The sequence below is a fragment of the Modicisalibacter tunisiensis genome, assembly GCF_020148005.1.
Lineage (GTDB): Bacteria > Pseudomonadota > Gammaproteobacteria > Pseudomonadales > Halomonadaceae > Modicisalibacter > Modicisalibacter tunisiensis.
Window position 1 is genome coordinate 1,365,679 of sequence record NZ_JAGXFD010000001.1, and the last position, 24,145, is coordinate 1,389,823.

Consider the following 24,145-nt stretch of genomic DNA (forward strand, 5'->3'; position numbering starts at 1 on the left):
TCGATCGGGCCGGCTCATGGGGCGAACAGCGCCACCAGCCAGTCGATGAAGACCCGCAGCCGCGGCGTCAGGTGGCGATGGTGGGGGTAGAGGATGGTCATCGGCAGGGGCGGCAGGCGATGGTCGGGCAGCAGTTCCACCAGGGTGCCTGCCGCGAGCTGGCGCGAGACGTGGTAACGCGGCACCTGGATGATTCCGTAGCCCGCTTCGCAGGCCGCCACATAGGCCTCGCCGTGGTTGACCGCCAGGTCGGCCGGCAGGTCCAGGGGCTGTTCGCGTCCCGCCACCGGAAAGGCCAGCGGGTCCGGCCGCCCGGTGGTGGGGGACTGGTAGGCGACGCAGCGATGCCCCGCCAGCTGCTCCAGCGAGGTGGGGCGGCCGTGACGGGCCACGTAGGCGGCACTGGCGCAGGTCACCTGCTCCAGGGGCGGCAGGGGGCGGGCCACCAGCGTCGAATCCTTGAGCTCACCGATGCGCACCACGCAGTCCACTCCCTCGGCCACCAGGTCGACCCGCCGGTCGCCGCTGCCGACCTCGAGCTGGATCTCCGGGTAGCGGGCGTGGAAGTCGGGCAGCGCGGGCAGCACCACCAGCCGGCTCAGCGAGGCCGGCAGGTCGATGCGCAGCCGCCCCCGCGGGCGATGCGCCGCCTGGGCGAGGGCTCCCTCGGCCTCCTCGATCTGGAGCAGGATCTCGCGGCAGTGGCGATAGTAGGAGTCCCCGTCCAGGGTCGGGCTCACCTGACGCGTGGTACGCTGCAGCAGACGCACCCCGAGATGGCTCTCGAGCCGCTTGATCAGCATGCTGGCCGAGGCGCGGGACATGTCGAGCTGCTCCGCCGCCCGGGTGAAGCTGCCCAGCTCCACGACCCGGGTGAACAGCTGCATCGCCTGAAGTCGGTCCATGACCGGGATCGCCCTCGCTGCATTCAATATTGTTCATTGAGGCTGAACAGTATTGTCACGCCAGGGGTATTTATCAACGACAGTGCGCCCAATAGGCTGAGGTCGAACCGCATGGGACCCTCGTGGCCGGCAGGCCGGACTCCCCGATACCTCGGAGCGCGCGATGTTGCACAAGGACCTTTCCCTGTCGGCCCTGACGGCCGGCTTCCTGGCGGTGCTGGTCTCCTATTCCGGCCCGCTGATCATCTTCTTCCAGGCCGCCCAGAGCGCCGACATCTCGCCGGCGATGATGACCTCCTGGGTCTGGGCGATCTCGATCGGCGCGGCGATCTCGGGCATCGGGCTGAGCCTGTGGCTCAAGGTTCCGGTGGTCACCGCCTGGTCGGCGCCGGGTACCGCGCTGCTGGTCACGCTGTTTCCCGGGATCTCCCTCAACGAGGCGGTCGGCGCCTATCTCACCGCCGCCGTGCTCCTGCTGCTGATCGGGCTCAGCGGCGGCTTCGACCGGCTGCTGCGGCTCATCCCCCGCGGCCTCGCCGGGGCGATGATGGCCGGGATCCTGTTCCGCTTCGGGGTCGGCATCTTCGACGCGGTGGCGTCGGCGCCGGCCCTGGCGCTGGGCATGGTCGCTGCCTACCTGGTGCTCAAGCGCCTGTGCCCGCGTTATTCCCTGGTGCTGCTGCTGGGGGTCGGCATTGCCCTGTCGGCCGCCCTGGAGGGCGCCAGCCTGGACGGCGTGAGCCTGTCGCTGGCCTCGCCCACGCTGATCGTTCCGGCGTGGTCCTGGCATGCCACCCTGAGCCTGGCGCTGCCGCTGGTGCTGGTCAGTCTCACCGGCCAGTTCCTGCCGGGCATGACCATCATGCGCAACGCCGGCTACACTACGCCGGCGCGTCCGATCATCACGGTCACCGGGCTGACCTCGCTGGCCACCGCCTGCTTCGGAGGCATCACCACCGTGATCGCGGCGATCACCGCGGCGCTGTGCACCAGCCCGGAGGCCCATGACGACCACGACAAGCGCTATGTGGCCGGGGTCGCCAACGGCGTCTTCTACCTGATCGGCGGGACCCTGGCGGGCACCATCGTGGCGCTGTTCACCGCGCTGCCCGGCACCTTCATCGCCGTGCTGGCGGGGCTGGCCCTGGTGGGCGCCATCGGCAGCAATCTCGAGACGGCGGTCACCGCCGGCGACCATCGCGAGGCCTCGCTGCTCACCTTCCTGGCCACCGCCTCGGGGATGTCCTTCCTGGGGTTGAGCTCGGCCTTCTGGGGCGTGGTGATCGGCGGCGCCGCCTATCTGGTGCTGCACAAGTCCTGGCGGGCCCCGGCTCGCCAGCCCCTGCCCCGGGCCGAGCGCTCGACAGGCTCATGATTTACGCTGAACCCCCCAGCAGATGACCACTCAGCAAGAGGAGAGCATCATGAACCGGATCGTATTCATCACCGGCGCGACGTCAGGCTTCGGTCGCGCCTGCGCCTGGCGTTTCGCCGAGGCCGGCTGGTCGCTGGTGCTGACCGGGCGCCGGGAAGAACGGCTGACCGAGCTGCAGGCGCAGCTGAAGGACAAGGTGCCGGTGCACACGGCGGTCCTCGACGTGCGCGACAGCCAGGCGGTCAAGCAGGTGGTCGGCGCACTGCCCGAGGCGTTCCGCGACGTCACCTGCCTGGTCAACAACGCGGGCCTGGCACTGGCTCCGCAGCCCGCCCAGGCGGTGGACCTCGATGACTGGCAGACCATGATCGACACCAATGTCAGCGGCCTGGTCAACGTCACCCATGCGCTGCTGCCGACCCTGATCGGGCAGGGCGCCGGTGCCAGCATCATCAACCTGGGCTCGGTGGCCGCCGACACGCCCTATCCGGGCAACCATGTCTATGGCGCCACCAAGGCCTTCGTCCGCCAGTTCAGCTACAACCTGCGCTGCGACCTGCTGGGCACCGGGGTGCGGGTCACCGACATCGCGCCGGGCCTGGCCGAGACGGAGTTCACCCTGGTGCGTACCGGCGGCGACCGGGCGACCCACGACAAGCTCTACGGCTCGACCACGCCGCTGACGGCCGAGGACATCGCCGAGCAGATCTTCCATGTCGCCACCCTGCCCGCGCACGTCAACATCAACCGCCTGGAGGTGATGCCGGTCCGCCAGGCCTGGGGCGGGTTCGCCATCGACCGCGACTGAGGCAGTGCCGGGCTTGCGCGCGAGCGTCTCCCGCTGGGCGGGAGGCGCTTTAGACTAAAGTCTAAATCTTTGGCATACTGTCGGCATACATCACCGACAGAGGCTCCTGCATGACCGCCCAGACCGCCACCGCTTCCCGTCCGTCCCTGGCCCGCCGCTTCGGGCGCTCGGCCTATCGCCTGCTCGAGCGCCTGACCGAGAGCGCCTATGAAGGCTACCGCCGCCAGCTGATGGGCCTCTACGGCATCGACTGATGCCGGTGCGTCGCGCCGCTACGGCGGCGCCTGCCTTTCCCCTTCCTGCCTTCTCGCTTTCTTCCTTTTCAGGGCTTTTCCCGACCTGACTCGACACCTTCGTGTCGTTGGCTAGATCCAGCCCAGCAGCTGCCACCATAGATAATCCAGCGGCCACAGCAGCACCAGGCTGATGGCGGCCATGATCAGGCATACCCGTGCCGCGTCGCGCAGGCGCAGTCCCGCCGCCAGCAGTCCGACCACCAGCGGCGGCCCCTGGTAGGGCAGCAGCACCGTGGAGAAGCCCACCACCTGGGTCATGGCGACCGCATCCGGCGACCAGCCGGTGATCGCGGCCAGTTCCGTCGCCATGGGCGTCAGGATCGCCGGCACGCCGGGCAGGGTGACGAAGGTACCCAGCGTCATGGCCAGGCCGCTGAGCAGGCCGAAGGTCGCGGCATCGCCGGTATCGGACAGCGGCAGCACGGCGAGCAGGTAGTGGGCGACCCGTTCGCCCAGCCCGCTGTGATGGGCCAGCGCGCCCAGGCTGACGATGCCGGCGACGTAGATCAGCGGCTCGACGTTCAGCGACTTCAGCGGCCTGTCGGCCATCAGGCCACTGCCCGGGAACAGGCAGACCAGGGCGATCGCCAGGCCGATCCAGGCCGGCGAGATGCCGTGCCAGGCGTCGCTGAGCCACAGCGTCACGGCCAGCAGCAGCAGCAGGCCCAGGCGGCGTTCCGGGCGGCTCAGCGGCGTGCGGCCGTTTGTGGCCCTGTCGGGCGCCGCGGCGCTGGGCGCGGGGGCGCGGTCGGGATAGAGCCTGAGCATCACGATGACCAGCAGCACGGTCTTCAGGGCGCCGAGCACCGGGAAGTGCAGCAGCAGATAGCTGCTGTAGGTGGGTGGCTCGCCGAGCACCGCCTCGACGGCCCCCATCAGCACGTTGTTGGGGACGTTGGCCGGCAGGATGGCATAGGTGGGCAGGAAGGTGCCCAGGATGCCGCCGAGGATGACGCCGGTCCGGCCCGGGCGGCCTTCCTGATAGCCCAGATGGTCGGCCAGGGTGATCAGGATCGGTACCAGCAGTACCACGCGCCCCATGCCCGAGGGCATGACGAAGGCCATGGCCAGACCCAGCGCCACCACGCCGCTCACCGCGCCGGCGTAGGACCCCTGCAGATGCGGGCCGACCCGGGCCGCCACGGTGGCGCCCAGGCCGGTGTGCTGGATCGCCGCGCCGATCGCCAGCCCGGAGAACACCAGCCAGGTCGCCGCCGAGGCGAAACCGGCGAAGACCGTGTCGGGCGGGGCGACGCCGGCGACGGTACACAGCGTGAAGAAGGCCAGGGCGGTCAGCCACTGCGGCAGCCAGCCGGTTGCCCACAGCGCGATCGCCAGCACGATGACGCTCGCCGCCCGGACCATGTCGGAGGCGCCGGGCGCCAGCAGCAGGAACGCCCCCACCGCGACGATGGCGGTCAGGCTGACGAGGTGGCGAGGCGACAGGCGGGAGGGCTCGGCGGACATGGCGGCTCCGGTGGCGGCGATGAAGGGCGCAGAGTCTAGCAGGCGAACCGCCGCCGCGGCACCTCGTCAGGGGCGTCGCGCGTCGTGTCCTGTGCGTGGCGCCGGCCACAGCTCGAGCAGCGCCGCGGCGATCACCAGCAGCGCCCCCAGACCGGTCCGCAGGCCGAAGGGCTCGCCGGCGAGCAGCGCCGCGGAGAGCACGCCGATGAGCACCTCGCTCATCAGCAGGATTCCCAGGCGCGCCGGCTCCAGGCGGCTCGTGGCCCACAGCAGGGCGCTCAGCGACAGCGCCCACCACAGCCCGCCGGCGGCCAGGGCCCAGCCGATCAGCGCGGGCCATTCGGAGGCCGCCGGGAGGGGCGGCCGGGAGGGCAGCCAGAGCGCCAGCGCCCCGGCGGCCAGCGTCGCCCCCGCGCAGAACACGGCATTGCCCGCCAGCGCGCCGGTGGTCTCGCCGCGCAGGCGAATGCCGGTCGAGGCGAGCGCCCACAGCAGGCCCGACGCCAGCCCCAGCCAGTCGCCCACCCCGCGGGGCCACGGCAGCGCGCCGTCGTCGCCGAGCACCAGCACCAGGCCGGCGAGGCCCACGCCGATGGCCGCGTAGCGGGGCCAGGGCGTCGGCCAGCCCAGCCCCAGCCGCGCGATCAGCGTGCTCCATACCGGCGTCAGGTAGAACAGCAGGATCACGTTGGCGACCCGACCGTGGACCAGGCCGATCGAGTACATGACGAAGGCCGCGCCGCCGAGCGCGATCGCCGCCAGCGACAGCGGGTCGGCGGCGCGCAGGCGGCGACGATGGACCACCGCGAAGGGGGTCAGCAGCAGCGTCGCCAGGGCGACGATCAGCAGCGATCCCCAGGCGCCGGGAAGCAGGCCGTCCAGGCGTCGCACCGGGATCCAGTAGAGCCCCCAGAGGGCCCCGGTGAGGATGACGATCAGGCTGGCCAGGGCGGTCTGTCGGCGAAGGCTCATCGGCACGCCTCATGACGTTGCGGCGAAAACGGGGCGGCGGTGTCCGGACTCAGGGCGTCCGGCAGTTGTTGCGGTAGCGGCGGGAGTCGCTGCCCAGGGCCAGGTGCTCGTTGGCCTTGTTGTAGAAGAAGGCGGCACTCTCGCCGCCGGCCAGGCGGTATGTCCCGCAGATGCCGTAGCCCTTGTTGACCTCGTGCATGGCGGTCACCTCGACGGCGTCCCGGGTATCGAGCGCGGTGGCGATGGATTCGGCGATATGGTCGTCGAGCCGGCTTTCGTTGAAGGCCTGGCCGCCGAAGATCACGGCCGCGGTGAGCAGGAGAACGAGGGAGGGAACGATCAGGTTGTGCATGGCGGGCCTCGATGGCGAGGGGAAGGCGATGGGGCGCCGCCGGGTCCCCGGCGGCGAGGCGTGGCGGTCGGCTCAGTTGACCCGCGGGTCGAGCTCGCCGCGCGCGTAGCGCTCGAACATCGCTTCCAGGCCGAGCGGCTTGATCTTGCTGGCGTTGCCGGCGGTGCCGAAGGCCTCGAAGCGGGCCACGCAGACGTCGCGCATCGCCGCGACGGTCTCCTTGAGGTACTTGCGCGGGTCGAACTCGGCCGGATTGTGGGCGAGGAAGCGGCGCACCGCGCCGGTGGAGGCCAGACGCAGGTCGGTGTCGATGTTGACCTTGCGCACGCCGTGCTTGATGCCCTCGACGATTTCCTCGACCGGCACGCCGTAGGTCTCGGGAATCCGGCCACCGTGCTCGTTGATGATCTCCAGCCACTCCTGGGGGACCGAGCTGGAGCCGTGCATCACCAGGTGGGTGTTGGGGATGCGCTCGTGAATCTGCCGGATGCGGGCGATCGACAGGGTGTCGCCGGTGGGCGGCCGGGTGAACTTGTAGGCACCGTGGCTGGTGCCGATGGCGATCGCCAGGGCGTCGACGTGGGTCGCGGCGACGAAGGCGGCCGCTTCCTCGGGGTCGGTGAGCAGCTGATCGTGGGACAGCGTGCCCTCGGCGCCGACGCCGTCCTCCTCGCCGGCCTGGCCGGTCTCCAGGCTGCCCAGGCAGCCCAGCTCGCCCTCGACGGACACGCCGCAGGCATGCGCCATCTCGACGGTGCGCCGGGTGACGTCGACGTTGTAGTCGTAGTCGGCGGGCGTCTTGCCGTCGTCCTTCAGCGAGCCGTCCATCATCACCGAGGAGAAGCCCAGCTGGATGGAACGCTGGCAGACGGCGGGCGAGGTGCCGTGGTCCTGGTGCATGACCACCGGGATGTGCGGGAACTCCTCGATCGCGGCCAGGATCAGGTGGCGCAGGAAGGGCGCGCCGGCGTACTTGCGGGCGCCGGCGGAGGCCTGGACGATCACCGGCGAATCGGTGCGGTCGGCGGCTTCCATGATGGCGCGCATCTGCTCGAGGTTGTTGACGTTGAAGGCCGGCACGCCGTAGCCGTGCTCGGCGGCATGGTCGAGAAGTTGACGCAGGCTGATCAGGGCCATGGGGAGTGTGTTTCCTCGCTGACAGTCGAGGGGCGGCCTTTGGGCCGCCCCGTGATGATGAGTGCAGGGATGCTGCGGGATTAGCGGTCGGCAGCCTCGAGGGCGGCCACGGCGGGCAGCGTCTTGCCTTCCACGTACTCGAGGAAGGCGCCGCCGCCGGTGGAGATGTACGAGACCCGCTCGGCGATGCCGTACTTGTCGATGGCCGCCAGGGTGTCGCCGCCGCCGGCGATGGAGAAGCCATTGCTCTCGGCGATCGCCCGGGACAGCGCTTCGGTGCCCTTGCCGAACTGATCGATCTCGAACACGCCCACGGGGCCGTTCCACAGGATGGTGCCGGCGTCCTTGAGCAGGCCGCCGAAGCGCGCGGCGGTGTCCGGCCCGATGTCGAGGATCATCTCGTCGTCGCGCACCTGGTCGACCGGGCGCACCACGGCCTCGGCGGATTCGGAGAACTCGGTGGCGACCACCACGTCGCTGGGCAGCGGGATCTCGACGCGGGCCATCAGCGCCCTGGCCTGGTCGATCAGGTCGGCCTCGTGCAGCGACTTGCCGACGTTGTGGCCGGCCGCGGCGATGAAGGTGTTGGCGATGCCGCCGCCGACGATCAGCTGGTCGCACTTCTCGGCCAGGGCGTTGAGCACCTCGAGCTTGGTCGAGACCTTGGAACCGCCGACGATGGCAACCATCGGCCGTGCCGGGGTGGCCAGCGCCTTCTCCAGCGCCTCGAGCTCCTGGGCGAGCAGCGGCCCGGCGCAGGCGGCGGGGGCGAAGCGCGCCACGCCGTGGGTGGAGGCCTGGGCGCGGTGGGCGGTGCCGAAGGCGTCCATGACGTAGACGTCGCACAGCGCGGCGTAGGCCCGGGCCAGGGTCTCGTCGTCCTTCTTCTCGCCGGCGTTGAAGCGCACGTTCTCGAGCAGCACTACCTCGCCCTCGGCCACGTCGACCGGATCGTCGAGGTAGTCGCTGACCAGGCGCACCGGCTGGCCGAGCAGCTGGCCGAGATGGGCGGCGACCGGCGCCAGCGAGAACTCGTCGGCGGGCTCGCCCTCGGTGGGGCGTCCCAGGTGACTCATCAGCATCACCCGGGCGCCGGCGTCGCGGGCGGCCTGGATGGTCGGCAGGCAGGCGCGGATACGGGCATCCGAGGTGACGCTGCCCTGTTTGACCGGCACGTTGAGGTCCTCTCGGATCAGCACTCGCTGGCCGGCGAGAGGGAGGTCGGTCATCTTGCGCACGTTCATGTGGCGTATCCTCTGTTGACGAATCCAGAATGTCCGGTGTCCATCGCGTTCGGCGGGTCGGGCGCGGTATCAGTGCCGCGCGTCGAGCTCGGCCAGGCGTCCGGCGACATCGAGCATGCGGTTGGCGAAGCCCCACTCGTTGTCGAACCAGCCGAGCATCTTGATCAGGTGGCCGCCGGCGACCCGTGTCTGGGTGGCGTCCACGATACCCGAGCGCGGATCGTGGTTGAAGTCGACCGAGGCCATGGGCTCCTCGGTGTAGCCGAGCCGCCCGGCGAGCCGCGCGTGGCTGGCGTCGTGGAGCAGGGCGTTGACCGCCGAGGCGGTGGTGGCCCGGCGCACCGAGATGGCCATGTCCATGGCCGAGACGTTGATGGTCGGCACCCGCACGTGCAGGCACTCGAAGCGACCGGCGAGGTGCGGCATCAGGCGCTCGATGCCGCGCGCCAGGCCGGTATCCACGGGGATGATCGACTGCATCGCCGAGCGGGTCAGGCGCAGGTCCGACTTGTGGTAGGCGTCGATCACCGGCTGGTCGTTCATCGCCGAGTGGATGGTGGTGGTGACGCCGTGCTCGATGCCCAGCGCCTCGTCGAGCACGGTGAGAATCGGAATCAGGCAGTTGGTGGTGCAGGAGGCCGCCGAGATCACCCGCATGTCGGCGGCGAGCAGGTGCTCGTTGATGCCGCCGACCACGGTCAGGTCGACGTCGGATTCGGCGGGCTGGGAGAACAGCAGGCGCCGCGCACCGGCGACCAGATGGCGCTCGGCCGTGGCGCGGTCCCTGAAGCTGCCGGAGCATTCCAGCACCAGGTCGATGCCCAGCGCCGCCCAGGGCAGGTTCGCGGGGTCTTCCTCGCAGAGCAGGGCGATCGCGTGGCCGTTGATGCGCAGCCGGTCGTCCTCGACGCGCACCTCGCCGGGAAAGCGCCCGTGGGTGGTGTCGTAGCGGGTCAGGTAGGCGACGGTGGCGAGATCCGAGAGCTCGTTGATCGCCACCACCTCGATATCCAGTTCCGGGCGCTCGACCAGCGCCCGCAGGACGCACTGGCCGATGCGGCCGTAACCGTTGATGGCGATGCGATGGGGCATGGGCGGCTCGACGACGGTGGTGGCGTTCGAAGGCGGTGATTCTAGCGCAAAGCGCCCTTTGCCCCAACTGTGCTGTTGCTGCCCCTGGGGTAGGGCTCAGTCCAGGCTCGGGTCGATCAGCAGCCGGCCGTGGATGTCGCCGTTGATCATCGCCTCGGCGCGCTCGGCGATCATCTCCAGGCCGATTGCCTCGTGGTGCATGTTATCGCGCATCGCCCGGGGCAGCTCGGCGATGCGCTGCCAGACGTCGCGGCGCCGCGGCAGGGGGACCCGGGCGCTCTCCACGCCGAGCAGCGACACGCCACGCAGGATGAACGGCATCACCGAGGCGGGCAGGGCGCTGCCGCCGGCCAGGCCCACGGCGGCGACCCGGCCATGGGGCTCCATCTGGGCGAGCACATTGGCCAGGGTGGTGTCGCCGACCGTGTCGATGGCCCCGGCCCAGCGGGCCTTGTCGAGCAGCCGCGGTTCGCCCTCGAACTCGGTGCGGTCGTGCACCTCGGCGGCGCCCAGGCTGCGCAGCCAGCGCTCCTGATCCGGCTTGCCGGTGACGGCGTGCACCTCGTAGCCGTAGTGGGCCAGCATCTGCACCGCCCAGCTGCCCACGCCGCCGGTGGCCCCGGTGACCAGCACGGCAGTGCCGCGGGCCAGGCCGGCCTCCTCGAGGCGTTCCACGCAGAGCATGGCGCTCAGCCCGGCGGTGCCGAACAGCATCGCCTCGCGGGTGGACAGCGTCTCGGGGCAGGGCACCAGCCAGTCGGCGTCGACCCGCATGCGCTCGGCGAAACCGCCCCAGTAGCGCTCGCCGACGCCCCAGCCGGTGAGAATCACCTTGTCGTCCGGGGCGTATTGGTCGCTCTCGCTGTCGCGTACCGTGCCGGCGAAGTCGATGCCCGGCACGAAGGGGTATTCGCGGACGATCTTGCCCTTGCCGGTGACCGCCAGCGCGTCCTTGTAGTTGAGATCGGAATAGTCGATGTCGACGGTGACGGCGCGCTCGGGCAGGCGGTCGTCGTCGATGGTCTCGACCCGGGCGCGAGGATCTTCGTCCTTGAGCATCAGCACGCGGGGCATGGGTCCCTCCAGAAAAGTAGCCTGTCACGGTCATTCCAGACTAGCCCGCTCGCCGGGGCCGGGCAATCGTGCGAGGCTTGCCTGCCCCGGGGCCTCTGCTACCATCGGCCCCTTGATTCGACCGGCCCGCTATCGCCTGCGCGGCGCGGTCGGCGTAGGCGACGAGGCAGCGGCATGAAACCAAGCGAGACCGGCTGGCGGCATCTGATCCATTCGACCCGTTATTCCCTCAAGGGCTTCAAGGCGGCCTTTCTCAACGAGGCGGCCTTCCGCCAGGAACTCCTGCTGTGCGTGCTGCTGCTGCCACTGGCCTGGTGGATCGCCCGTACACCGGTCGAATGGCTGCTGCTGGTGGGCAGCTGTGTCTGGGTGCTGGTGGTCGAGCTGCTCAACAGCGCCGTGGAGACCGTGGTCGATCGCATCGGCCCGGAGCATCATGTGCTTTCGGGACGCGCCAAGGACATCGGTTCGGCGGCGGTGATGCTGTCGCTGATCATGGCCGGGCTGACCTGGGGCGTGCTGCTCTGGCAGCGGCTGGCCTGAGCGTGAGTCGCGGGCTGCGACATCATGACGCGCATCACCGTTTGTCGGCTTGTCTGCCTTTCGCCCCCCCGGTATCGTCAATGCTCTTTCGACTCGTCACGGATGGTGCCGCCTCCGACACCCATTTACGCTAACGTCAACAACAATTGACTCGCGAACGATTCAAGGAGCAGCACAGATGCGTTTGATTCTCTTGGGCGCCCCCGGTGCCGGCAAGGGCACCCAGGCCCAGTTCATCTGCGAGCGGTACGGCATTCCGCAGATCTCCACCGGCGACATGCTGCGCGCCGCGGTCAAGGAAGGCAGCGACCTGGGCCTCAAGGTCAAGGAGATCATGAACAGCGGCGGGCTGGTGTCCGACGACATCATCATCGCCCTGGTCAAGGAGCGCATCAGCCAGCCCGACTGCGCCAACGGCTTCCTGTTCGACGGCTTCCCGCGCACCATCCCGCAGGCCGACGCCATGAAGGACGCCGACGTCAGGCTCGACCACGTGCTGGAGATCGCCGTGGACGACGAGGAGATCGTCAAGCGCCTGGCCGGTCGCCGCGTGCACCCCGATTCCGGCCGCGTCTATCACATCGAGTACAACCCGCCCAGGGAAGACGGCAAGGACGACGTCACCGGCGAGGCGCTGATCCAGCGCGACGACGATCGCGAGTCGACGGTCCGCAACCGCCTGTCGGTCTACCATGAACAGACCGAGCCGCTGGTGGAGTACTACCGCCGCTGGGCCGAGCAGGACCCGGCCAAGGCGCCCGCCTACCATCGCGTCGAGGGCATCGGCACGGTCGACGACATCCGCGACCAGGTGGTGAAGGCGCTGGAAGGCTGAGACCTCGCCTGCCCTTCGATTATCCGCAGCCCGGCACCTCGCCGGGCTGTTGCGTTGTTGGCCTCGTGGCCGGCGCTTTTGCCGGGCCCGCCCCGGTCGTATAATGCCCGCGCCATTCATAACCCCGTGATTCCCATGTCGACCCTGCTGGCCCTGGACGCCTCCTCGAGCGCCTGTTCCTGCGCCCTCTGGCACGAGGGAGAGGTGGTCTCGCGCTTCGCGCTGACCCCCCGCGAGCACACCCGCCGCCTGATGCCGATGATCGATGACGTGCTCGCCGAGGCCGGGCTGGTGCTCGCCGATCTCGATGCCCTGGCCTACGGGCGTGGCCCCGGCTCCTTCACCGGCCTGCGCATTGCCGCCGGGGTCGCCCAGGGGCTGGCGTTCGGCCTCGACAGGCCGCTGATCGGCGTCTCGACCCTCGAGGCGCTGGCCCTGGCGGTGCACCGTGAGCGTCACGTGCGCTTCGTGGTGCCGGCGCTGGACGCCCGCATGGGCGAGATCTACGTCGCCGCCTACCACTGCCGGGACGGTCGCCTCACGCCGCTGCTCGACGAGGCGGTAATGCCGCCCGCGCGCCTGGCCCTGCCCGAGGCGCATCGCGAGGCCGACTGGTGCGGCGTGGGCTCGGGCTGGGCGCTGTGGGCGTCGATGCCCGTCGAGGTCCAGAGCGCCCTGTATCAGCGCCTGCCGGATCTCGACCCGGCCGCCGAATCGATGGTGCGCCTGGCCGCCGAGGCGTTCGCCCGCGGCGAGGGCCGCCCGCCCCACGAGGCGGTACCGGTCTACCTGCGCAACGAGGTCGCCTGGAAGAAGCCCGGGCCCGGCGCCTGAACCCTCTCCCGCGCCGCACCCCGGCGTCGTCTCTCGCTGAACAAGGACCTTCCGCATGGACTGGTTGCAACTCGTCGCGCTGTCGGTGATCCAGGGGCTCACCGAGTTCCTGCCCATCTCCTCGTCGGCGCACCTGATCCTGCCCTCCCAGGTGCTGGGCTGGCCCGACCAGGGGCTGGCCTTCGACGTCGCCGTGCACATCGGCACCCTGGCGGCGGTGCTGCTGGCCTTTCGCCGCGAGGTGGTGGCGATCCTGGGCGGCTGGTTCGGCCAGTTCGCCGGCGCCGGCCCGCTGGGCGCACGCCAGACGCCGGAAAGTCGGCTGGGGTGGATGGTCATCCTGGCGACGATTCCGGCGGTGATCGTCGGTGGGCTGTTCAACGGCGCGATCGAGGACTCGCTGCGCTCGTCGCTGGTGATCGCCCTGGCGACCCTGGTCTTCGGCGTGCTGCTGGGCTGGGCGGACTGGCGCGGCAGCCGCAGCCGCGGCCTGGCCAGCCTGACCTTCAGGGCGGCGTTGATCATCGGGCTGTTCCAGGCGCTGGCGCTGATTCCCGGTACCTCGCGTTCCGGCATCACCATCACCGCGGCCCTGCTGCTGGGCTTCGACCGCCAGAGTTCGGCGCGCTTCTCGTTCCTGCTGTCGATCCCGCTGATCATCGCCGCCGGCTCGCTCAAGGGCCTGGAGCTGATGCAGACCGGCAGCGATGCGGCGATCCACGACGTGCTGGTGGGCATCGGCCTGTCGTTCGTCGCCGCGCTGGTCTGCATCAAGCTGTTCCTGGCGGCGCTGGATCGCATCGGCATGTGGCCGTTCGTCGCCTATCGCCTGCTGCTGGGGGTGGCGTTGCTGTGGCTGTGGGCGGCATGACGCCCCCGGTGGTGGTGGGCGAGGCGCTGCGCGAGCTGGCCGGGCAGCTGGGGCTGCCCTGGGCTTCGGTGCCGCCCGCCGAGGGGCTGGCGCTGATCGCCACCGAGGTGGGTCTGGCGCTGGCCGGCGATCCTGCCCGTTACGGCAAGCCGCTGCGGGTGGACTTCCTCGCCGGCAAGGTCGATCACCGGCGCCGCTTCGGCGGCGGGCGCGGCCAGCTCGTGGCCAAGGCCTGCGGGCTGGCGAAGGGCGTCACGCCGAGCGTGGTGGACGCCACCGCCGGCCTCGGACGCGATGCCTTCGTGCTGGCGAGCCTGGGAGCCGAGGTGCTGATGCTCGAGCGGGTGCCGGCGATCGCCGCGCTGCTGGGCGACGGCCTGGCCCGGGCCCGTGACGATGCCGACGTCGCGCCGATCGTCGCGCGGCTGACGCTGCACCGGGCGGATGCCGCCGAGGTCCTGGCGGCGACGGTCGCCGCGGCCGACTTTCCGGCACAAGTCATCCACCTCGATCCCATGTTTCCCCACCGCGACAAGTCGGCGCTGGTCAAGAAGGAGATGCGCGTGTTCCGCGAGCTGGCCGGCGACGATGCCGATGCGCCGCGCCTGCTGGAAGCGGCGCTCGACGTGGCGACGCACCGCGTGGCGGTCAAGCGCCCGCGCAAGGCGCCGCCCATCGCGGGCCCGACGCCGTCGCATCAGCTCGAGGCCAAGACCAGCCGTTACGATTTGTACGTGCACCGCTCGTTGCGGGCCTGAGCCGAGGCACGGGCGGCGTCCCCGGCGGCGGGCTGGGCGGTCTGCCACAGGCGCCGGCGCAGGGCCGGGTCGAAGAGGCTGCGGCTGCGCGCCAGCGCCTCGCCGAGCAGCGCATCGAAGGCCAGCCGCCCCTGTGGCGTCTCCCAGATCCAGCCCTCGGCCAGCAGGGCGTCGAGCAGGCCGCTGAACAGCCGGCGGTCGAAGAACTCCGGGGCGTTGAGGCCCGACAGCAGGGTCAGCCGCTCGGCCAGGGCGCGGCTGCGCTCCTCGAGGTCATCGCGAGTCAGGCTGCCGCTGGGCTGGGCCAGCAACGCCGCCAGCAGCAGGAAGCCGCGCTCGAGGGTCGGCTGGATCAGGCTGCCCAGCAGCTGCAGCTGCTCGCGGGCCAGGGTATGGCCGGGCGGGCGCTGCCAGCCGTCGGCGCGGGCCTCGAGCAGGCCCTGCTCGACCAGCGTTGCCAGGGTCGCCTCCAGGGCGCTGCGGAAGTCGGCGGCGGGCAGGGCGATGAACTGTTCCTGGGCGATCGACGGCCAGGCCGCGGCGAGGCGGGCATCGAGGGTGGCCAGATCGTTGTGGGCGCTGTTGCGGAAGGCGAAGGCCACCAGCGCCGGCAGGGCGAAGCGGTGCTGGACGTTGTTGCGATACCAGGTGAGCAAGGTGGCGCGCTCGCCGTCGGCCAGCACCAGCTCGCCGAGCGCCTGGGCCCGACGCTCGATGAAGCCCAGCTCGGCGACTTCGGCCAGCCAGTCCTCGGGCGTGCCGGCCGGGGGACTCGCCGTGTCCGGAGCCAGGGCCACGAGCAGGGCCATCTGACGCTTGAGCAATTCCGACTCGATGGCGCGATGCGGTGTGGCCAGCAGGGTCAGGGCGACCAGGTTGACCGGGTTGAGGGTCGCTGCCGCGTTGATGCGTCGCGCCAGTTCGCGGCCCAGCTCGGGAACGGCGCGCGTCAGCCAGGGCGGGCGCGCGTCGTGGCGGCTCTCCTGCCAGTCGGGCACGCGGCGGGTCAGGAAGGCGTCTAGGTCCAGCGGCTCGCCGATGGCCACCTGGACCCGGCCGAAGGGCTGGCGCAGCCGACCGAGCACGCGCAGCAGGTCCAGCGGCGACTCCTTGCGCTTGCGTGCGCCACGCAGTTCCCGGAGGTAGCTGGTGCTTTCCAGCACCTTCTCGTAGCCGATGTAGACCGGCACGAAGGTGACCCCGCGAGAGGTGCCGCGCAGGCAGGAGCGCAGGGTCATCGCCAGCATGCCCGGACGCGGCATCAGCATCCGTCCGCTGCGCGAGCGGCCGCCCTCGATGAAGTACTCGATCGGGTGCCCGCGGGACAGCAGGCGATGCAGGTAGGCGTTGAACACCGCGCCGTAGAGCCGGTTGTCGCGGAAGCTGCGGCGCAGGAAGAAGGCGCCGCCGCGGCGCAGCAGCGGACCGATCAACGGCATGTCGAGGTTGCGCCCGGCGGCGATGTGCGGCGGCATCAGTCCTTCGCGGAACAGCACGTAGGAGAGCAGCAGGTAGTCGATGTGGCTGCGGTGGCAGGGCACGTAGATCAGGGTGCGATCGCCGGCCAGGCGCTTGACGCGTTCCAGCCCGTGCACGTCCACCCCGGCATAGAGCCGGTTCCACAGCCGGTGGAGCAGCCGGTCGAGCAGGCGCAGCACCGGATAGCTCATGTGCGAGGCGATCTCGCGACCGTAGCGCCGGGCCCGACGCTCGACGCGGCGCCGCGACACGTTCTGGGCGCGGGCCGTTTCGTCGATGATGCGCTGGATCTCGGGTTCCTGCAGCAGGCCGTGGATCAGCGTGCGCCGGTGCGACAGGTCGGGGCCCAGCACGCGGGTGCGGATGCGCCGGAAGTGCACCCGCAGCACCCGGGCGACCCGGCGCCGCGCCAGTTCCGGACCACGCTCGTCAAGCTGGCCGCGCAGCGACAGCGCCTCCCCCCAGTAGAGCTCGATGTTGCGGGCATTGACCAGCATCGACACCGCGCGGCGCAGGCGACCGGTGAGCTGCCAGCTGTCCGCGGCGAGCAGCTTCCAGAAGCCGAACTCCTTGCCCGGCGCGCGGCCCCAGAACACGCTGACCGGCACCAGCTGGACGTCGGCGCCGGGGTGCTGGCCCAGGGCCTCGATCGGCGGGGCGAAGGGCGCGTCATCCGGACGCCGCCGCGGCCACAGGTGGCGCTTGTGGTCGGGCAGTGCCACGCAGCCGTGATGGCGCAGCGAGCCCGGTCGCCAGCGCGGCGAGGGCACGGGCAGGCCGTGGCGTCGGCAGACGATCTCCAGCAGCAGGCGGTCGGACAGCGACGGCCGCGGCAGCACGTAGAGCGTGGGGCGCTCGGGGTCGAGGGCGAGCCGCTCGGGGGCGGGCTCGCTCAGGCGCAGCTCGACCCAGCCGGCCAGCAGGCGGCGCAGCAGCGGGCGCAGGGGGGACAACAGCGACGGGAACAGGGCCATCCGGATGCCGATTCGGGACATGTTGGGGCATTATAGCGATTCGACCCCCGGTCGGGGGATGGCCCAACGGGACACAGGGAGGTGTGATGCGGGGAGTCTGGCGAGACGGCAACCGCTTCGTCCTGCTGCCGGAGAGCCGCTGTTTCCTGCCGGCCATGACCGAGGCGGTGACCGCGGCGCGCGAGTCGATCCTGCTCGAGCTGTATCTCATGGAGTCGGGCGCGCTGGCCGCGCAGTTGATCGATGCCCTGCTGGCCGCGGCGGCGCGGGGCGTGACGGTGCTGATGCTGCTCGACGGTTACGGCGCCATGAAGCTGTCGAGCGCGGATCGCCGGCGGCTCGAGGCCGGCGGCGTGGCGATGCGCTTCTTCAATCCGCTGGTCTGGTACCGGCTGGGCAAGAACCTGACCCGCGACCATCGCAAGCTGTTGCTGATCGACGGCCGGGTGGCCTTCACCGGCGGCTTCGGTGCCAGCGACGAATTCCTCGACGCCTGGTTCGACGTGGCGGTGCGCATCGAGGGGCCGGTGGTGGCGGACTGGGTACGGCTGTTCTCGCGGCTGTGGGATTCACCGCTGTCGCGGGGCAGTGGCGACCCGCGCCTGGTGCAGCGGCTCAGGCTGGACGTCACGCGGGTGGCCGACTATCAGGGCATGCGCGGGCGGGTGGTCTGGGGACAGGGCTACCGCTACCAGGCGATCCGCCTGTCGCTGCACCAGCAGCTCGGCCACGCCCAGCGGCGCATCTGGCTGTGCACGCCCTACTTCGTGCCCACCCTGAGCCTCCGGCGGCGGCTGGTCAGGGCGGCGCGGCGCGGCGTCGACGTGCGCCTGCTGCTGCCCGGCGACGCCCATGACCATCCCGGCATCCGCTATGCCGGGCAGCGCTTCTACGGCCGGCTGCTGCGCGCCGGAGTGCGCATCTTCGAGTTCCAGCCGCGCTTCATCCACGCCAAGTTCTCGCTGGCCGACGACTGGGCCAGCATCGGCTCGTGCAACTTCGACCACTGGAGCCTGCAGTGGAATCTGGAGGCCAATCAGGAGATCGTCGACCCGCGTTTCGCCGGGGCGCTGGCGGCGCTGTTCGAGCGCAGCTTCGCGCAGAGTGTCGAGATCCGCCCCGCGCAGTGGGCGCGGCGTTCGCGACGCCAGCGCCTGCGCGAGTGGGTCTACGGGACGCTGGATGCCTGGGTGACGCGGCTCAGGTAGTCCCCGAAGAGTGGTTGCGCTCGACCATACGGCGTTAAAAATCGGCTCAAAGTACTCATTTACTCCAGTAAACTCCGTCTTCTCGCCGATTTTTGCCTTGTCTGGTCATCGCTCGCCGACTTTTCTTACTCTTACGGCGTCAGTTCTTACTCAGGGTGGAAATAGGCAGGACTCAGCGGCGCCGCTTGCCGCCACGCCCGGCGGGCTTCTTGGGGCGCGGCTTGGGCTTGGGCGTCTCGGGCGGCACGCGGTAGTGCAGGTAGAGGTCGAGCACCAGCTCGGGCAGCTGGGCCACCAGGCGTTCGGCGTCGGCCGGGCGGCCGGCGAAGTCGGCCATGTCGGGCTCGTCATCGAACAGCCCGGACAGCGCCATGAACGGCAGCAGCAGGGTGGCCGCGGCTTCCTCGTCGCCCTCGAACCAGGCGCTCTCGTCGAGGAACACGCCTTCCATGAAGCCGGCACACCAGTCGCCGATGGGCGTCTCCTCCGGGGCGATGCCGTCGAGGGTCAGCTCGAAGGGCAGCTCCGGCAGCTGGCCGCGCTCGAGGGCGGCCATGGCGTTGTCGCGCAGGCGCTCGAGCAGGCCGAGGAGGGTGTCGCGCTCCGCGGCATCGGCGAAGGCGGGCTCGCCGTGGAACAGCTCGCCGACCCAGCGGGTCGCCGGAACCTCGCGCGGGGCCACGGCCAGGGCGACCAGGAAGCCGTGGGCGCCGATGACATCGAGGGCATCCTCGCCGGCGCGCTCGGAATCGAGGAAGTCATCGAGCAGGTCCAGTTCATCGTCGTCGAGCAGGGGGGTGGGCGGCAGCGCTTCGGGCATCGGGTCGTTTCCTCCAGTCGGGCGGCGTGCTGGACGCGCGCGGGCGTGGACGGCATTCTAGCATCCCATGTCCCGTCCGACGCTCCCCGCTCCCGATGCCGCCTGGCTCGATTCGCTGTCGCATGCGGCCCTCGAGGCGGCCGCCGCCGAACGCGTCGAGGCCGCCTGGCGGCTGGCCCGGGAGGTCTACCCCGGCCTGCCGCGCCCGGCGCTGTGGTTCGATCTGCGCGGCCAGAGTGCCGGCCAGGCGCATTTCGGCCGTGGCGGGCTGCGGCTCAACCGGGTGCTGCTCGCCGAGAATCGCCGGGCGTTCTTCGTCGAGATCATCCCCCACGAGATGGCGCACTGGCTGGTGCGTCACCTGGACGAGGGCCACCGGGTGCGCCCCCACGGCCACGAGTGGCGCACGGTGATGCGCGACCTCTACGGCCTCGCGCCGCGCGTCACCCACGGCTTCGATACCCGCCGGGCCAGTCCGGCGCCCTACCGCTACACTTGCGACTGTCGCGAGCACCATCTCGGGGCGCGACGCCATGCCCGGATCGCCGCCGGTCAGCGCTATTATTGTCGACACTGTCGACAGTGGTTGCGGCCGGTCGCGGAGGCGAGCGTTTAAGTGGCAGGTAAGTTTCTGAAATGGCAATGAAAATTGCTGCTACCAATGTCTAATTGGGAGCCCTGCCTGCTGTGGGTATATGCTGAAAGAACCGTTTTATTCGCCGATCTCGGGTCGCCGGCCACGTGGCCGCCAGGGTCCGGATCACGACCATCGCAGTTTCCAGGACAGGGGGTCGACATGACCGAACAGCAGCGCGTCCATCCGGTGAGCGAAGCCTTCGCCGCCAATGCCTGGGCGGACAAGGAAAAGTATCTGTCGATGTACCAGCAGTCGGTCGACGACCCGGAAGGCTTCTGGGCGGAGCAGGCCAAGCGGCTCGACTGGATCACGGCCCCGACCAAGATCAAGCATACCGTCTTCGACACCCACAGCGTGGACATCCGCTGGTTCGAGGACGGCGAGCTCAACGTCAGCGCCAACTGCCTGGACCGCCACCTGGCCTCGCGGGGCGATCAGCCGGCGATCATCTGGGAGGGCGACGACCCCGGCGAGAGCAAGACCTACACCTATCGCGAGCTGCACGCCCGGACCTGCCAGCTGGCCAATGCCTTCAAGGAGCTCGGCGTCAAGAAGGGGGATACCGTCACCCTCTACATGCCGATGATTCCCGAGGCGGCCATGGCGATGCTGGCCTGTGCGCGGATCGGCGCCATCCACTCGGTGGTGTTCGGCGGCTTCTCGCCGGATGCGCTGGCCCAGCGGGTGATCGACGCCCAGTCCAGGCTGGTCATCACCGCCGACGAGTCGGTGCGCGGCGGCAAGCGGGTACCGCTCAAGGACAACGTCGACGCCGCCCTGACCCGTGACGGCACCGACGTGGTCGACAACGTGCTGGTGGTCAAGCGTACCGGCGGCGACATCGACTGGCACGACGGCCGCGACGTCTGGTACCACGAGACCGTCGACGGCCAGGCCGAGACCTGCCCGGCCGAGACCATGAACGCCGAGGATCCGCTGTTCATCCTCTATACCTCCGGTTCCACCGGCACGCCCAAGGGCCTCAAGCACACCTCCGGCGGCTACCTGCTGCACGCGGCGATGACCCATCAGTACGTCTTCGACTACAAGGACGGCGAGGTCTACTGGTGCAGCGCCGACGTCGGCTGGGTGACCGGCCACAGCTACATCGTCTACGGGCCGCTGGCCAACGGCGCGACCACGCTGATGTTCGAGGGCGTGCCCAGCTATCCGAGTCACGGCCGCCTCGGCGAGGTGATCGACAAGCACAACGTGGCGATCCTCTACACCTCGCCCACCGCCATCCGGGCCCTGATGGCCCACGGCGACGACGTCATGGATTCCAGCAAGCGCGACAGCCTGCGGGTGCTGGGCTCGGTGGGCGAGCCCATCAACCCCGAGGCCTGGGAATGGTTCTACCGGGTGATCGGCAACTCGAAATGCCCGATCGTCGACACCTGGTGGCAGACCGAGACCGGCGGCATCATGATCGCGCCGCTGCCCGGCGCCATCGATCTCAAGCCCGGTTCCGCCACCCGCCCGTTCTTCGGCGTGCTGCCGGCGCTGGTCGACAGCGAGGGCAACATCCTCGAGGGCGCGACCGAGGGCAACCTGGTGATCCTCGACTCCTGGCCGGGGCAGGCGCGCTCGATCTGGAAGAACCACGATCGCTTCATCCAGACCTACTTCTCCACCTACAAGGGCATGTACTTCACCGGGGACGGCTGCCGTCGCGACGAGGACGGCTACTACTGGATCACCGGCCGCGTCGACGACGTCATCAACGTCTCCGGTCACCGCATGGGCACCGCCGAGATCGAGTCGTCGCTGGTCGCCCACGAGGCGGTGGCCGAGGCCGCGGTGGTGGGTTACCCGCATGACATCAAGGGGCAGGGCATCTACATCTACGTCACCCTGGGCGACGAGTACGAGCCCAGCGACGCGCTCAAGAAGGAGCTCACCCAGTGGGTGCGCAAGGACATCGGGCCCATCGCCTCCCCGGACGTGATCCAGTGGGCGCCGAGCCTGCCCAAGACCCGCTCGGGCAAGATCATGCGCCGCATCCTGCGCAAGATCGCCGCCAACGAGACCGAGGGGCTGGGCGATACCAGCACGCTGGCCGATCCCAGCGTGGTGGAGGACCTGATCGACAATCGCGTCAACCGGGGCTGATCGTCCCGCCGGTGGTGGTGTTCTTCCCGTCCGTCCGCCTGTCTCGGCGGGCGGGAGCGCACGCCAGCCGCACGCCACCCCCGGCGTTTTATGCCGGCCCGCAGGGCCGGTTTTTTCTTGGTATCAACGGTATTTGACTCAGGGGATGACGGCGCTTGGGAAACGGCATGGGCATGGGGTAACATGCCAGACACGAAAAGGCGACAAGCCTGGCGCCGTTGGGGTCGACCCGCCGGCGCGGCAGCTCGCTGCAGGAGGATCCGGAGGAGACTCAATGGCCTTTGCCCAGAAATTCATCGTCGCCGATGATCACCCGCTGTTCCGAGCAGCCCTGACCCAGGCGTTGCGACAGGTTGCCCCGCAGGCCGAGATTGTCGAATCCGATACCATGGCGGCGACCACCGAGGTGGTGACGCGGCATCCCGATGCCGACCTGATCCTGCTCGATCTGCACATGCCGGGCGCGCATGGCTTTTCGGGACTGATCCAGCTGCGTGGTCAGACCCCGGAAATCCCCGTGGCGGTGATCTCCGGCAGCGACGAGCCGCATGTGGTGCGGCGCGCCATCGATTACGGCGCCTCGGGCTTCATTCCCAAGTCGGCCTCGCTGACGGTCATCGCCGAGGCGGTCGGCGAGATCCTCGACGGCGAGATCTGGCTGCCCGAAGACCTCGCCAAGGCGATCGGCGAGTCCGACGAGGAGGACACCCGCTTCGCCGAGGCGATCGCGTCGCTGACCCCGCAGCAGTTCCGGGTGCTCAACATGCTCACCGAGGGGCTGCTCAACAAGCAGATCGCCTTCGAGCTCAACGTCAGCGAGGCGACCATCAAGGCGCACGTCACGGCCATCCTCCGCAAGCTGGGGGTCCACTCGCGCACCCAGGCGGTGATCGCCGCCCAGAAGCTCGAGGTGGAGCCGCCCAAGGTCGAGTCCTGACGCCTCGCCATCGGTTCGTCGTCCTGCGCACGCCGCCCTCCGGGGCGGCGTCGTCGTTTGTGGCCCGGGGGTGACGGCGTCGTGTCAGTGCGGCAGCAGGGAAAAGACCAGTACATAGCCGTTCAGGGCAATGATCAGCGCACAGACCAGGCCACCGATCAGGGTGATCGCCCGCGAGTTGACCAGGTTGCCCATCAGCCGGCGGTCGGCGGTGAAGGTCAGCAGCGGAATCAGCGCGAAGGGGATGCCGAAGCTCAGGATCACCTGGCTGGCCACCAGGGCGCGCTGCTCCGAGATGCCGAGCAGGATCACCGCGATCGCCGGGGCCATGGTGACAACGCGCCGCAGCCACAGCGGGATGGTGAAGCGCACGAACCCCTGCATGATCACCTGGCCGGAGAGGGTGCCGACCACCGACGAGGAGAGGCCGGCCAGCAGCAGGGCGGCGCCGAACAGGTGGCTGGCCAGCTCCCGGCCGAGCATCGGGGCCAGCAGCTGGTAGCTGTCGCGGATGGTGGCGACGCCGGTGCGCCCCTGGGCATGAAAGGCCGCCGCGGCCAGCGCCAGGATGCTCAGGTTGATCAGCCCGGCGATGGCCATGCCGACGATGACATCGAGCCGGGAATAGCGCATCAGGCGACGGCGCTGGTCGTCGTCGTCGGCCGGGATGCGCCGCTGCAGCAGCGCCGAGTGCAGGTAGATGACGTGGGGCATCACCGTGGCGCCGAGGATGCCGGCCGCCAGGTAGAGGGCATAGCCGTCGGGGAAGCCGGGAATCAGCAGGCCCTCGAGGAAGGGGCGCGGCGCCGGCCGGCCGAGCAGCATCTCCAGCAGGAAGCCGCTGGCCACGGCCAGGATCATGGCGCCGATGATCAGCTCCATGAGGCGGAAGCCGTAGCGGTAGAGCAGCAGCGTCAGGTAGGTGATGACACCGGTGAGCAGGGCGCCCTCGAGCAGGGTCAGGCCGAAGAGCAGGTGGAAGGCCAGCGCCGCGCCCAGGAACTCGGCCAGGTCGGTGGCGATGGCGACGATCTCCGCCTGGATCCAGTAGAACCAGACCAGCGGGCGCGGGTAGCGCTCGCGGATCATCTCGGGAAGATTCCTGCCCGTCGCCAGCCCCAGGCGTGCCGACAGTGACTGGATCAGCATCGCCATCAGGTTGGCGGCGAGCACCACCCACAGCAGCGCATAGCCGTAGCGCGAGCCGGCCTCGATGTTGGTGGCGAAGTTGCCGGGGTCGATGTAGGCGACCGCGGCGATCAGCGCCGGGCCGAAGAAGACCGTCCAGCCCCGGGGCCGGCCGGCCAGTGCGCGACGCGCCCTGGCGCGCAGGCTGTCGTCGGAAAGCGTGGTACCCATGCCGCCGCCCCGGTTGACCGTGAGTCTTCAGGGTAACCGGGGTCTCGCGCCCTGCC

The 24,145-nt window shown here is 70.0% G+C and carries 23 protein-coding genes; 12 read left to right on the plus strand and 11 right to left on the minus strand.

Annotated features, from left to right (window positions below; translation table 11 throughout):
* Positions 1-14: 14 nt before the first annotated feature.
* Positions 15-905, minus strand: a complete 891-nt coding sequence (locus tag KGQ91_RS06350) for a LysR family transcriptional regulator (RefSeq protein WP_163648219.1) — start codon at positions 903-905, stop codon at positions 15-17.
* 163 nt (positions 906-1,068) lie between these two features.
* On the opposite strand from KGQ91_RS06350, the gene KGQ91_RS06355 reads away from it, so the two are divergent.
* The 3 genes from KGQ91_RS06355 to KGQ91_RS06365 all read left to right on the plus strand — a co-directional run bounded on the left by KGQ91_RS06355 (position 1,069) and on the right by KGQ91_RS06365 (position 3,342).
* Positions 1,069-2,280 (plus strand): benzoate/H(+) symporter BenE family transporter, encoded by a 1,212-nt coding sequence (locus KGQ91_RS06355; protein WP_163648220.1) that lies wholly within the window; start codon positions 1,069-1,071, stop codon positions 2,278-2,280.
* 49 nt (positions 2,281-2,329) lie between these two features.
* The gene (locus tag KGQ91_RS06360) at positions 2,330-3,088 is read left to right on the plus strand and encodes an SDR family NAD(P)-dependent oxidoreductase (RefSeq protein ID WP_163648221.1); all 759 of its coding nucleotides are present in this window, start codon (positions 2,330-2,332) and stop codon (positions 3,086-3,088) included.
* Positions 3,089-3,198: 110 nt separating this feature from the next.
* Positions 3,199-3,342 carry a hypothetical protein gene (locus KGQ91_RS06365; RefSeq protein WP_163648222.1) on the plus strand — a complete coding sequence of 48 codons (144 nt, stop codon included), beginning with the start codon at positions 3,199-3,201 and terminating at the stop codon, positions 3,340-3,342.
* 111 nt (positions 3,343-3,453) lie between these two features.
* On the opposite strand, the gene KGQ91_RS06370 is transcribed toward KGQ91_RS06365, so the two are convergent.
* The 7 genes from KGQ91_RS06370 to KGQ91_RS06400 all read right to left on the minus strand — a co-directional run bounded on the left by KGQ91_RS06370 (position 3,454) and on the right by KGQ91_RS06400 (position 10,722).
* Positions 3,454-4,851: an SLC13 family permease gene (locus KGQ91_RS06370; protein ID WP_224420573.1), complete on the minus strand. Its 1,398-nt coding sequence runs from the start codon at positions 4,849-4,851 to the stop codon at positions 3,454-3,456.
* A gap of 66 nt (positions 4,852-4,917) precedes the next feature.
* The gene (locus KGQ91_RS06375) at positions 4,918-5,823 is read right to left on the minus strand and encodes a DMT family transporter (RefSeq protein ID WP_163648224.1); all 906 of its coding nucleotides are present in this window, start codon (positions 5,821-5,823) and stop codon (positions 4,918-4,920) included.
* Positions 5,824-5,872: 49 nt separating this feature from the next.
* Positions 5,873-6,175, minus strand: a complete 303-nt coding sequence (locus KGQ91_RS06380; RefSeq protein WP_163648225.1) for a hypothetical protein — start codon at positions 6,173-6,175, stop codon at positions 5,873-5,875.
* 72 nt (positions 6,176-6,247) lie between these two features.
* Entirely contained in the window at positions 6,248-7,312 is a 1,065-nt protein-coding gene (fba, locus tag KGQ91_RS06385) for a class II fructose-bisphosphate aldolase (RefSeq protein ID WP_163648226.1), read from the minus strand.
* Positions 7,313-7,392: 80 nt separating this feature from the next.
* A complete protein-coding gene (locus tag KGQ91_RS06390) occupies positions 7,393-8,556 on the minus strand; it encodes a phosphoglycerate kinase (RefSeq protein WP_224420574.1) in 1,164 nt (387 codons plus the stop codon).
* Between the two features lie 69 nt (positions 8,557-8,625).
* Positions 8,626-9,648 (minus strand): type I glyceraldehyde-3-phosphate dehydrogenase, encoded by a 1,023-nt coding sequence (locus KGQ91_RS06395; RefSeq protein WP_163648228.1) that lies wholly within the window; start codon positions 9,646-9,648, stop codon positions 8,626-8,628.
* Positions 9,649-9,744: 96 nt separating this feature from the next.
* Entirely contained in the window at positions 9,745-10,722 is a 978-nt protein-coding gene (locus tag KGQ91_RS06400) for an MDR family oxidoreductase (protein ID WP_224420575.1), read from the minus strand.
* Between the two features lie 174 nt (positions 10,723-10,896).
* Between KGQ91_RS06400 and KGQ91_RS06405 the strand changes: the two genes are divergently transcribed.
* The 5 genes from KGQ91_RS06405 to KGQ91_RS06425 all read left to right on the plus strand — a co-directional run bounded on the left by KGQ91_RS06405 (position 10,897) and on the right by KGQ91_RS06425 (position 14,563).
* On the plus strand, positions 10,897-11,265 hold the full coding sequence (locus tag KGQ91_RS06405) for a diacylglycerol kinase (RefSeq protein WP_224420576.1): 369 nt from the start codon (positions 10,897-10,899) through the stop codon (positions 11,263-11,265).
* Positions 11,266-11,443: 178 nt separating this feature from the next.
* Entirely contained in the window at positions 11,444-12,100 is a 657-nt protein-coding gene (adk, locus tag KGQ91_RS06410) for an adenylate kinase (protein ID WP_163648231.1), read from the plus strand.
* A gap of 135 nt (positions 12,101-12,235) precedes the next feature.
* A complete protein-coding gene (gene tsaB, locus KGQ91_RS06415; protein WP_205596214.1) occupies positions 12,236-12,934 on the plus strand; it encodes a tRNA (adenosine(37)-N6)-threonylcarbamoyltransferase complex dimerization subunit type 1 TsaB in 699 nt (232 codons plus the stop codon).
* A gap of 55 nt (positions 12,935-12,989) precedes the next feature.
* Entirely contained in the window at positions 12,990-13,805 is an 816-nt protein-coding gene (locus tag KGQ91_RS06420) for an undecaprenyl-diphosphate phosphatase (RefSeq protein WP_163648232.1), read from the plus strand.
* Positions 13,802-14,563: a class I SAM-dependent methyltransferase gene (locus KGQ91_RS06425; protein ID WP_224415820.1), complete on the plus strand. Its 762-nt coding sequence runs from the start codon at positions 13,802-13,804 to the stop codon at positions 14,561-14,563. The genes KGQ91_RS06420 and KGQ91_RS06425 overlap by 4 nt, the downstream gene beginning before the upstream one ends.
* On the opposite strand, the gene plsB is transcribed toward KGQ91_RS06425, so the two are convergent.
* Entirely contained in the window at positions 14,527-17,037 is a 2,511-nt protein-coding gene (plsB, locus tag KGQ91_RS06430; protein WP_163648234.1) for a glycerol-3-phosphate 1-O-acyltransferase PlsB, read from the minus strand. The genes KGQ91_RS06425 and plsB overlap by 37 nt on opposite strands.
* Before the next feature lie 65 nt (positions 17,038-17,102).
* On the opposite strand from plsB, the gene KGQ91_RS06435 reads away from it, so the two are divergent.
* Positions 17,103-18,224, plus strand: a complete 1,122-nt coding sequence (locus KGQ91_RS06435) for a phospholipase D-like domain-containing protein (protein ID WP_163648235.1) — start codon at positions 17,103-17,105, stop codon at positions 18,222-18,224.
* A gap of 172 nt (positions 18,225-18,396) precedes the next feature.
* Here the strand turns inward: KGQ91_RS06435 and KGQ91_RS06440 are convergent, their stop codons facing one another.
* The gene (locus KGQ91_RS06440; RefSeq protein ID WP_224420577.1) at positions 18,397-19,044 is read right to left on the minus strand and encodes a YecA/YgfB family protein; all 648 of its coding nucleotides are present in this window, start codon (positions 19,042-19,044) and stop codon (positions 18,397-18,399) included.
* 67 nt (positions 19,045-19,111) lie between these two features.
* Between KGQ91_RS06440 and KGQ91_RS06445 the strand changes: the two genes are divergently transcribed.
* The 3 genes from KGQ91_RS06445 to KGQ91_RS06455 all read left to right on the plus strand — a co-directional run bounded on the left by KGQ91_RS06445 (position 19,112) and on the right by KGQ91_RS06455 (position 22,730).
* A complete protein-coding gene (locus KGQ91_RS06445; protein ID WP_224420578.1) occupies positions 19,112-19,660 on the plus strand; it encodes a SprT family zinc-dependent metalloprotease in 549 nt (182 codons plus the stop codon).
* A 180-nt stretch (positions 19,661-19,840) separates the two neighbouring features.
* On the plus strand, positions 19,841-21,793 hold the full coding sequence (gene acs / locus KGQ91_RS06450; protein ID WP_224420579.1) for an acetate--CoA ligase: 1,953 nt from the start codon (positions 19,841-19,843) through the stop codon (positions 21,791-21,793).
* 274 nt (positions 21,794-22,067) lie between these two features.
* Positions 22,068-22,730 carry a LuxR C-terminal-related transcriptional regulator gene (locus KGQ91_RS06455; protein WP_163648239.1) on the plus strand — a complete coding sequence of 221 codons (663 nt, stop codon included), beginning with the start codon at positions 22,068-22,070 and terminating at the stop codon, positions 22,728-22,730.
* Between the two features lie 84 nt (positions 22,731-22,814).
* Here the strand turns inward: KGQ91_RS06455 and KGQ91_RS06460 are convergent, their stop codons facing one another.
* Complete coding sequence (locus KGQ91_RS06460; RefSeq protein WP_224420580.1) at positions 22,815-24,089, minus strand: Nramp family divalent metal transporter; 1,275 nt, start codon at positions 24,087-24,089, stop codon at positions 22,815-22,817.
* Positions 24,090-24,145 lie beyond the last annotated feature (56 nt).

Coding starts and splice junctions, on each gene's coding strand:
- KGQ91_RS06365 (WP_163648222.1), top strand. CDS start 3,199: ATGACCGCCCAGACCGCCACCGCTTCCCGTCCGTCCCTGGCCCGCCGC.
- KGQ91_RS06390 (WP_224420574.1), bottom strand. CDS start 8,556: ATGAACGTGCGCAAGATGACCGACCTCCCTCTCGCCGGCCAGCGAGTG.
- plsB (WP_163648234.1), bottom strand. CDS start 17,037: ATGTCCCGAATCGGCATCCGGATGGCCCTGTTCCCGTCGCTGTTGTCC.
- KGQ91_RS06380 (WP_163648225.1), bottom strand. CDS start 6,175: ATGCACAACCTGATCGTTCCCTCCCTCGTTCTCCTGCTCACCGCGGCC.
- KGQ91_RS06350 (WP_163648219.1), bottom strand. CDS start 905: ATGGACCGACTTCAGGCGATGCAGCTGTTCACCCGGGTCGTGGAGCTG.
- KGQ91_RS06405 (WP_224420576.1), top strand. CDS start 10,897: ATGAAACCAAGCGAGACCGGCTGGCGGCATCTGATCCATTCGACCCGT.
- KGQ91_RS06455 (WP_163648239.1), top strand. CDS start 22,068: ATGGCCTTTGCCCAGAAATTCATCGTCGCCGATGATCACCCGCTGTTC.
- adk (WP_163648231.1), top strand. CDS start 11,444: ATGCGTTTGATTCTCTTGGGCGCCCCCGGTGCCGGCAAGGGCACCCAG.
- KGQ91_RS06440 (WP_224420577.1), bottom strand. CDS start 19,044: ATGCCCGAAGCGCTGCCGCCCACCCCCCTGCTCGACGACGATGAACTG.
- KGQ91_RS06395 (WP_163648228.1), bottom strand. CDS start 9,648: ATGCCCCATCGCATCGCCATCAACGGTTACGGCCGCATCGGCCAGTGC.
- KGQ91_RS06400 (WP_224420575.1), bottom strand. CDS start 10,722: ATGCCCCGCGTGCTGATGCTCAAGGACGAAGATCCTCGCGCCCGGGTC.
- KGQ91_RS06375 (WP_163648224.1), bottom strand. CDS start 5,823: ATGAGCCTTCGCCGACAGACCGCCCTGGCCAGCCTGATCGTCATCCTC.
- KGQ91_RS06370 (WP_224420573.1), bottom strand. CDS start 4,851: ATGTCCGCCGAGCCCTCCCGCCTGTCGCCTCGCCACCTCGTCAGCCTG.
- KGQ91_RS06355 (WP_163648220.1), top strand. CDS start 1,069: ATGTTGCACAAGGACCTTTCCCTGTCGGCCCTGACGGCCGGCTTCCTG.
- acs (WP_224420579.1), top strand. CDS start 19,841: ATGACCGAACAGCAGCGCGTCCATCCGGTGAGCGAAGCCTTCGCCGCC.
- fba (WP_163648226.1), bottom strand. CDS start 7,312: ATGGCCCTGATCAGCCTGCGTCAACTTCTCGACCATGCCGCCGAGCAC.
- KGQ91_RS06420 (WP_163648232.1), top strand. CDS start 12,990: ATGGACTGGTTGCAACTCGTCGCGCTGTCGGTGATCCAGGGGCTCACC.
- tsaB (WP_205596214.1), top strand. CDS start 12,236: ATGTCGACCCTGCTGGCCCTGGACGCCTCCTCGAGCGCCTGTTCCTGC.
- KGQ91_RS06425 (WP_224415820.1), top strand. CDS start 13,802: ATGACGCCCCCGGTGGTGGTGGGCGAGGCGCTGCGCGAGCTGGCCGGG.
- KGQ91_RS06445 (WP_224420578.1), top strand. CDS start 19,112: ATGTCCCGTCCGACGCTCCCCGCTCCCGATGCCGCCTGGCTCGATTCG.
- KGQ91_RS06360 (WP_163648221.1), top strand. CDS start 2,330: ATGAACCGGATCGTATTCATCACCGGCGCGACGTCAGGCTTCGGTCGC.
- KGQ91_RS06435 (WP_163648235.1), top strand. CDS start 17,103: ATGCGGGGAGTCTGGCGAGACGGCAACCGCTTCGTCCTGCTGCCGGAG.
- KGQ91_RS06460 (WP_224420580.1), bottom strand. CDS start 24,089: ATGGGTACCACGCTTTCCGACGACAGCCTGCGCGCCAGGGCGCGTCGC.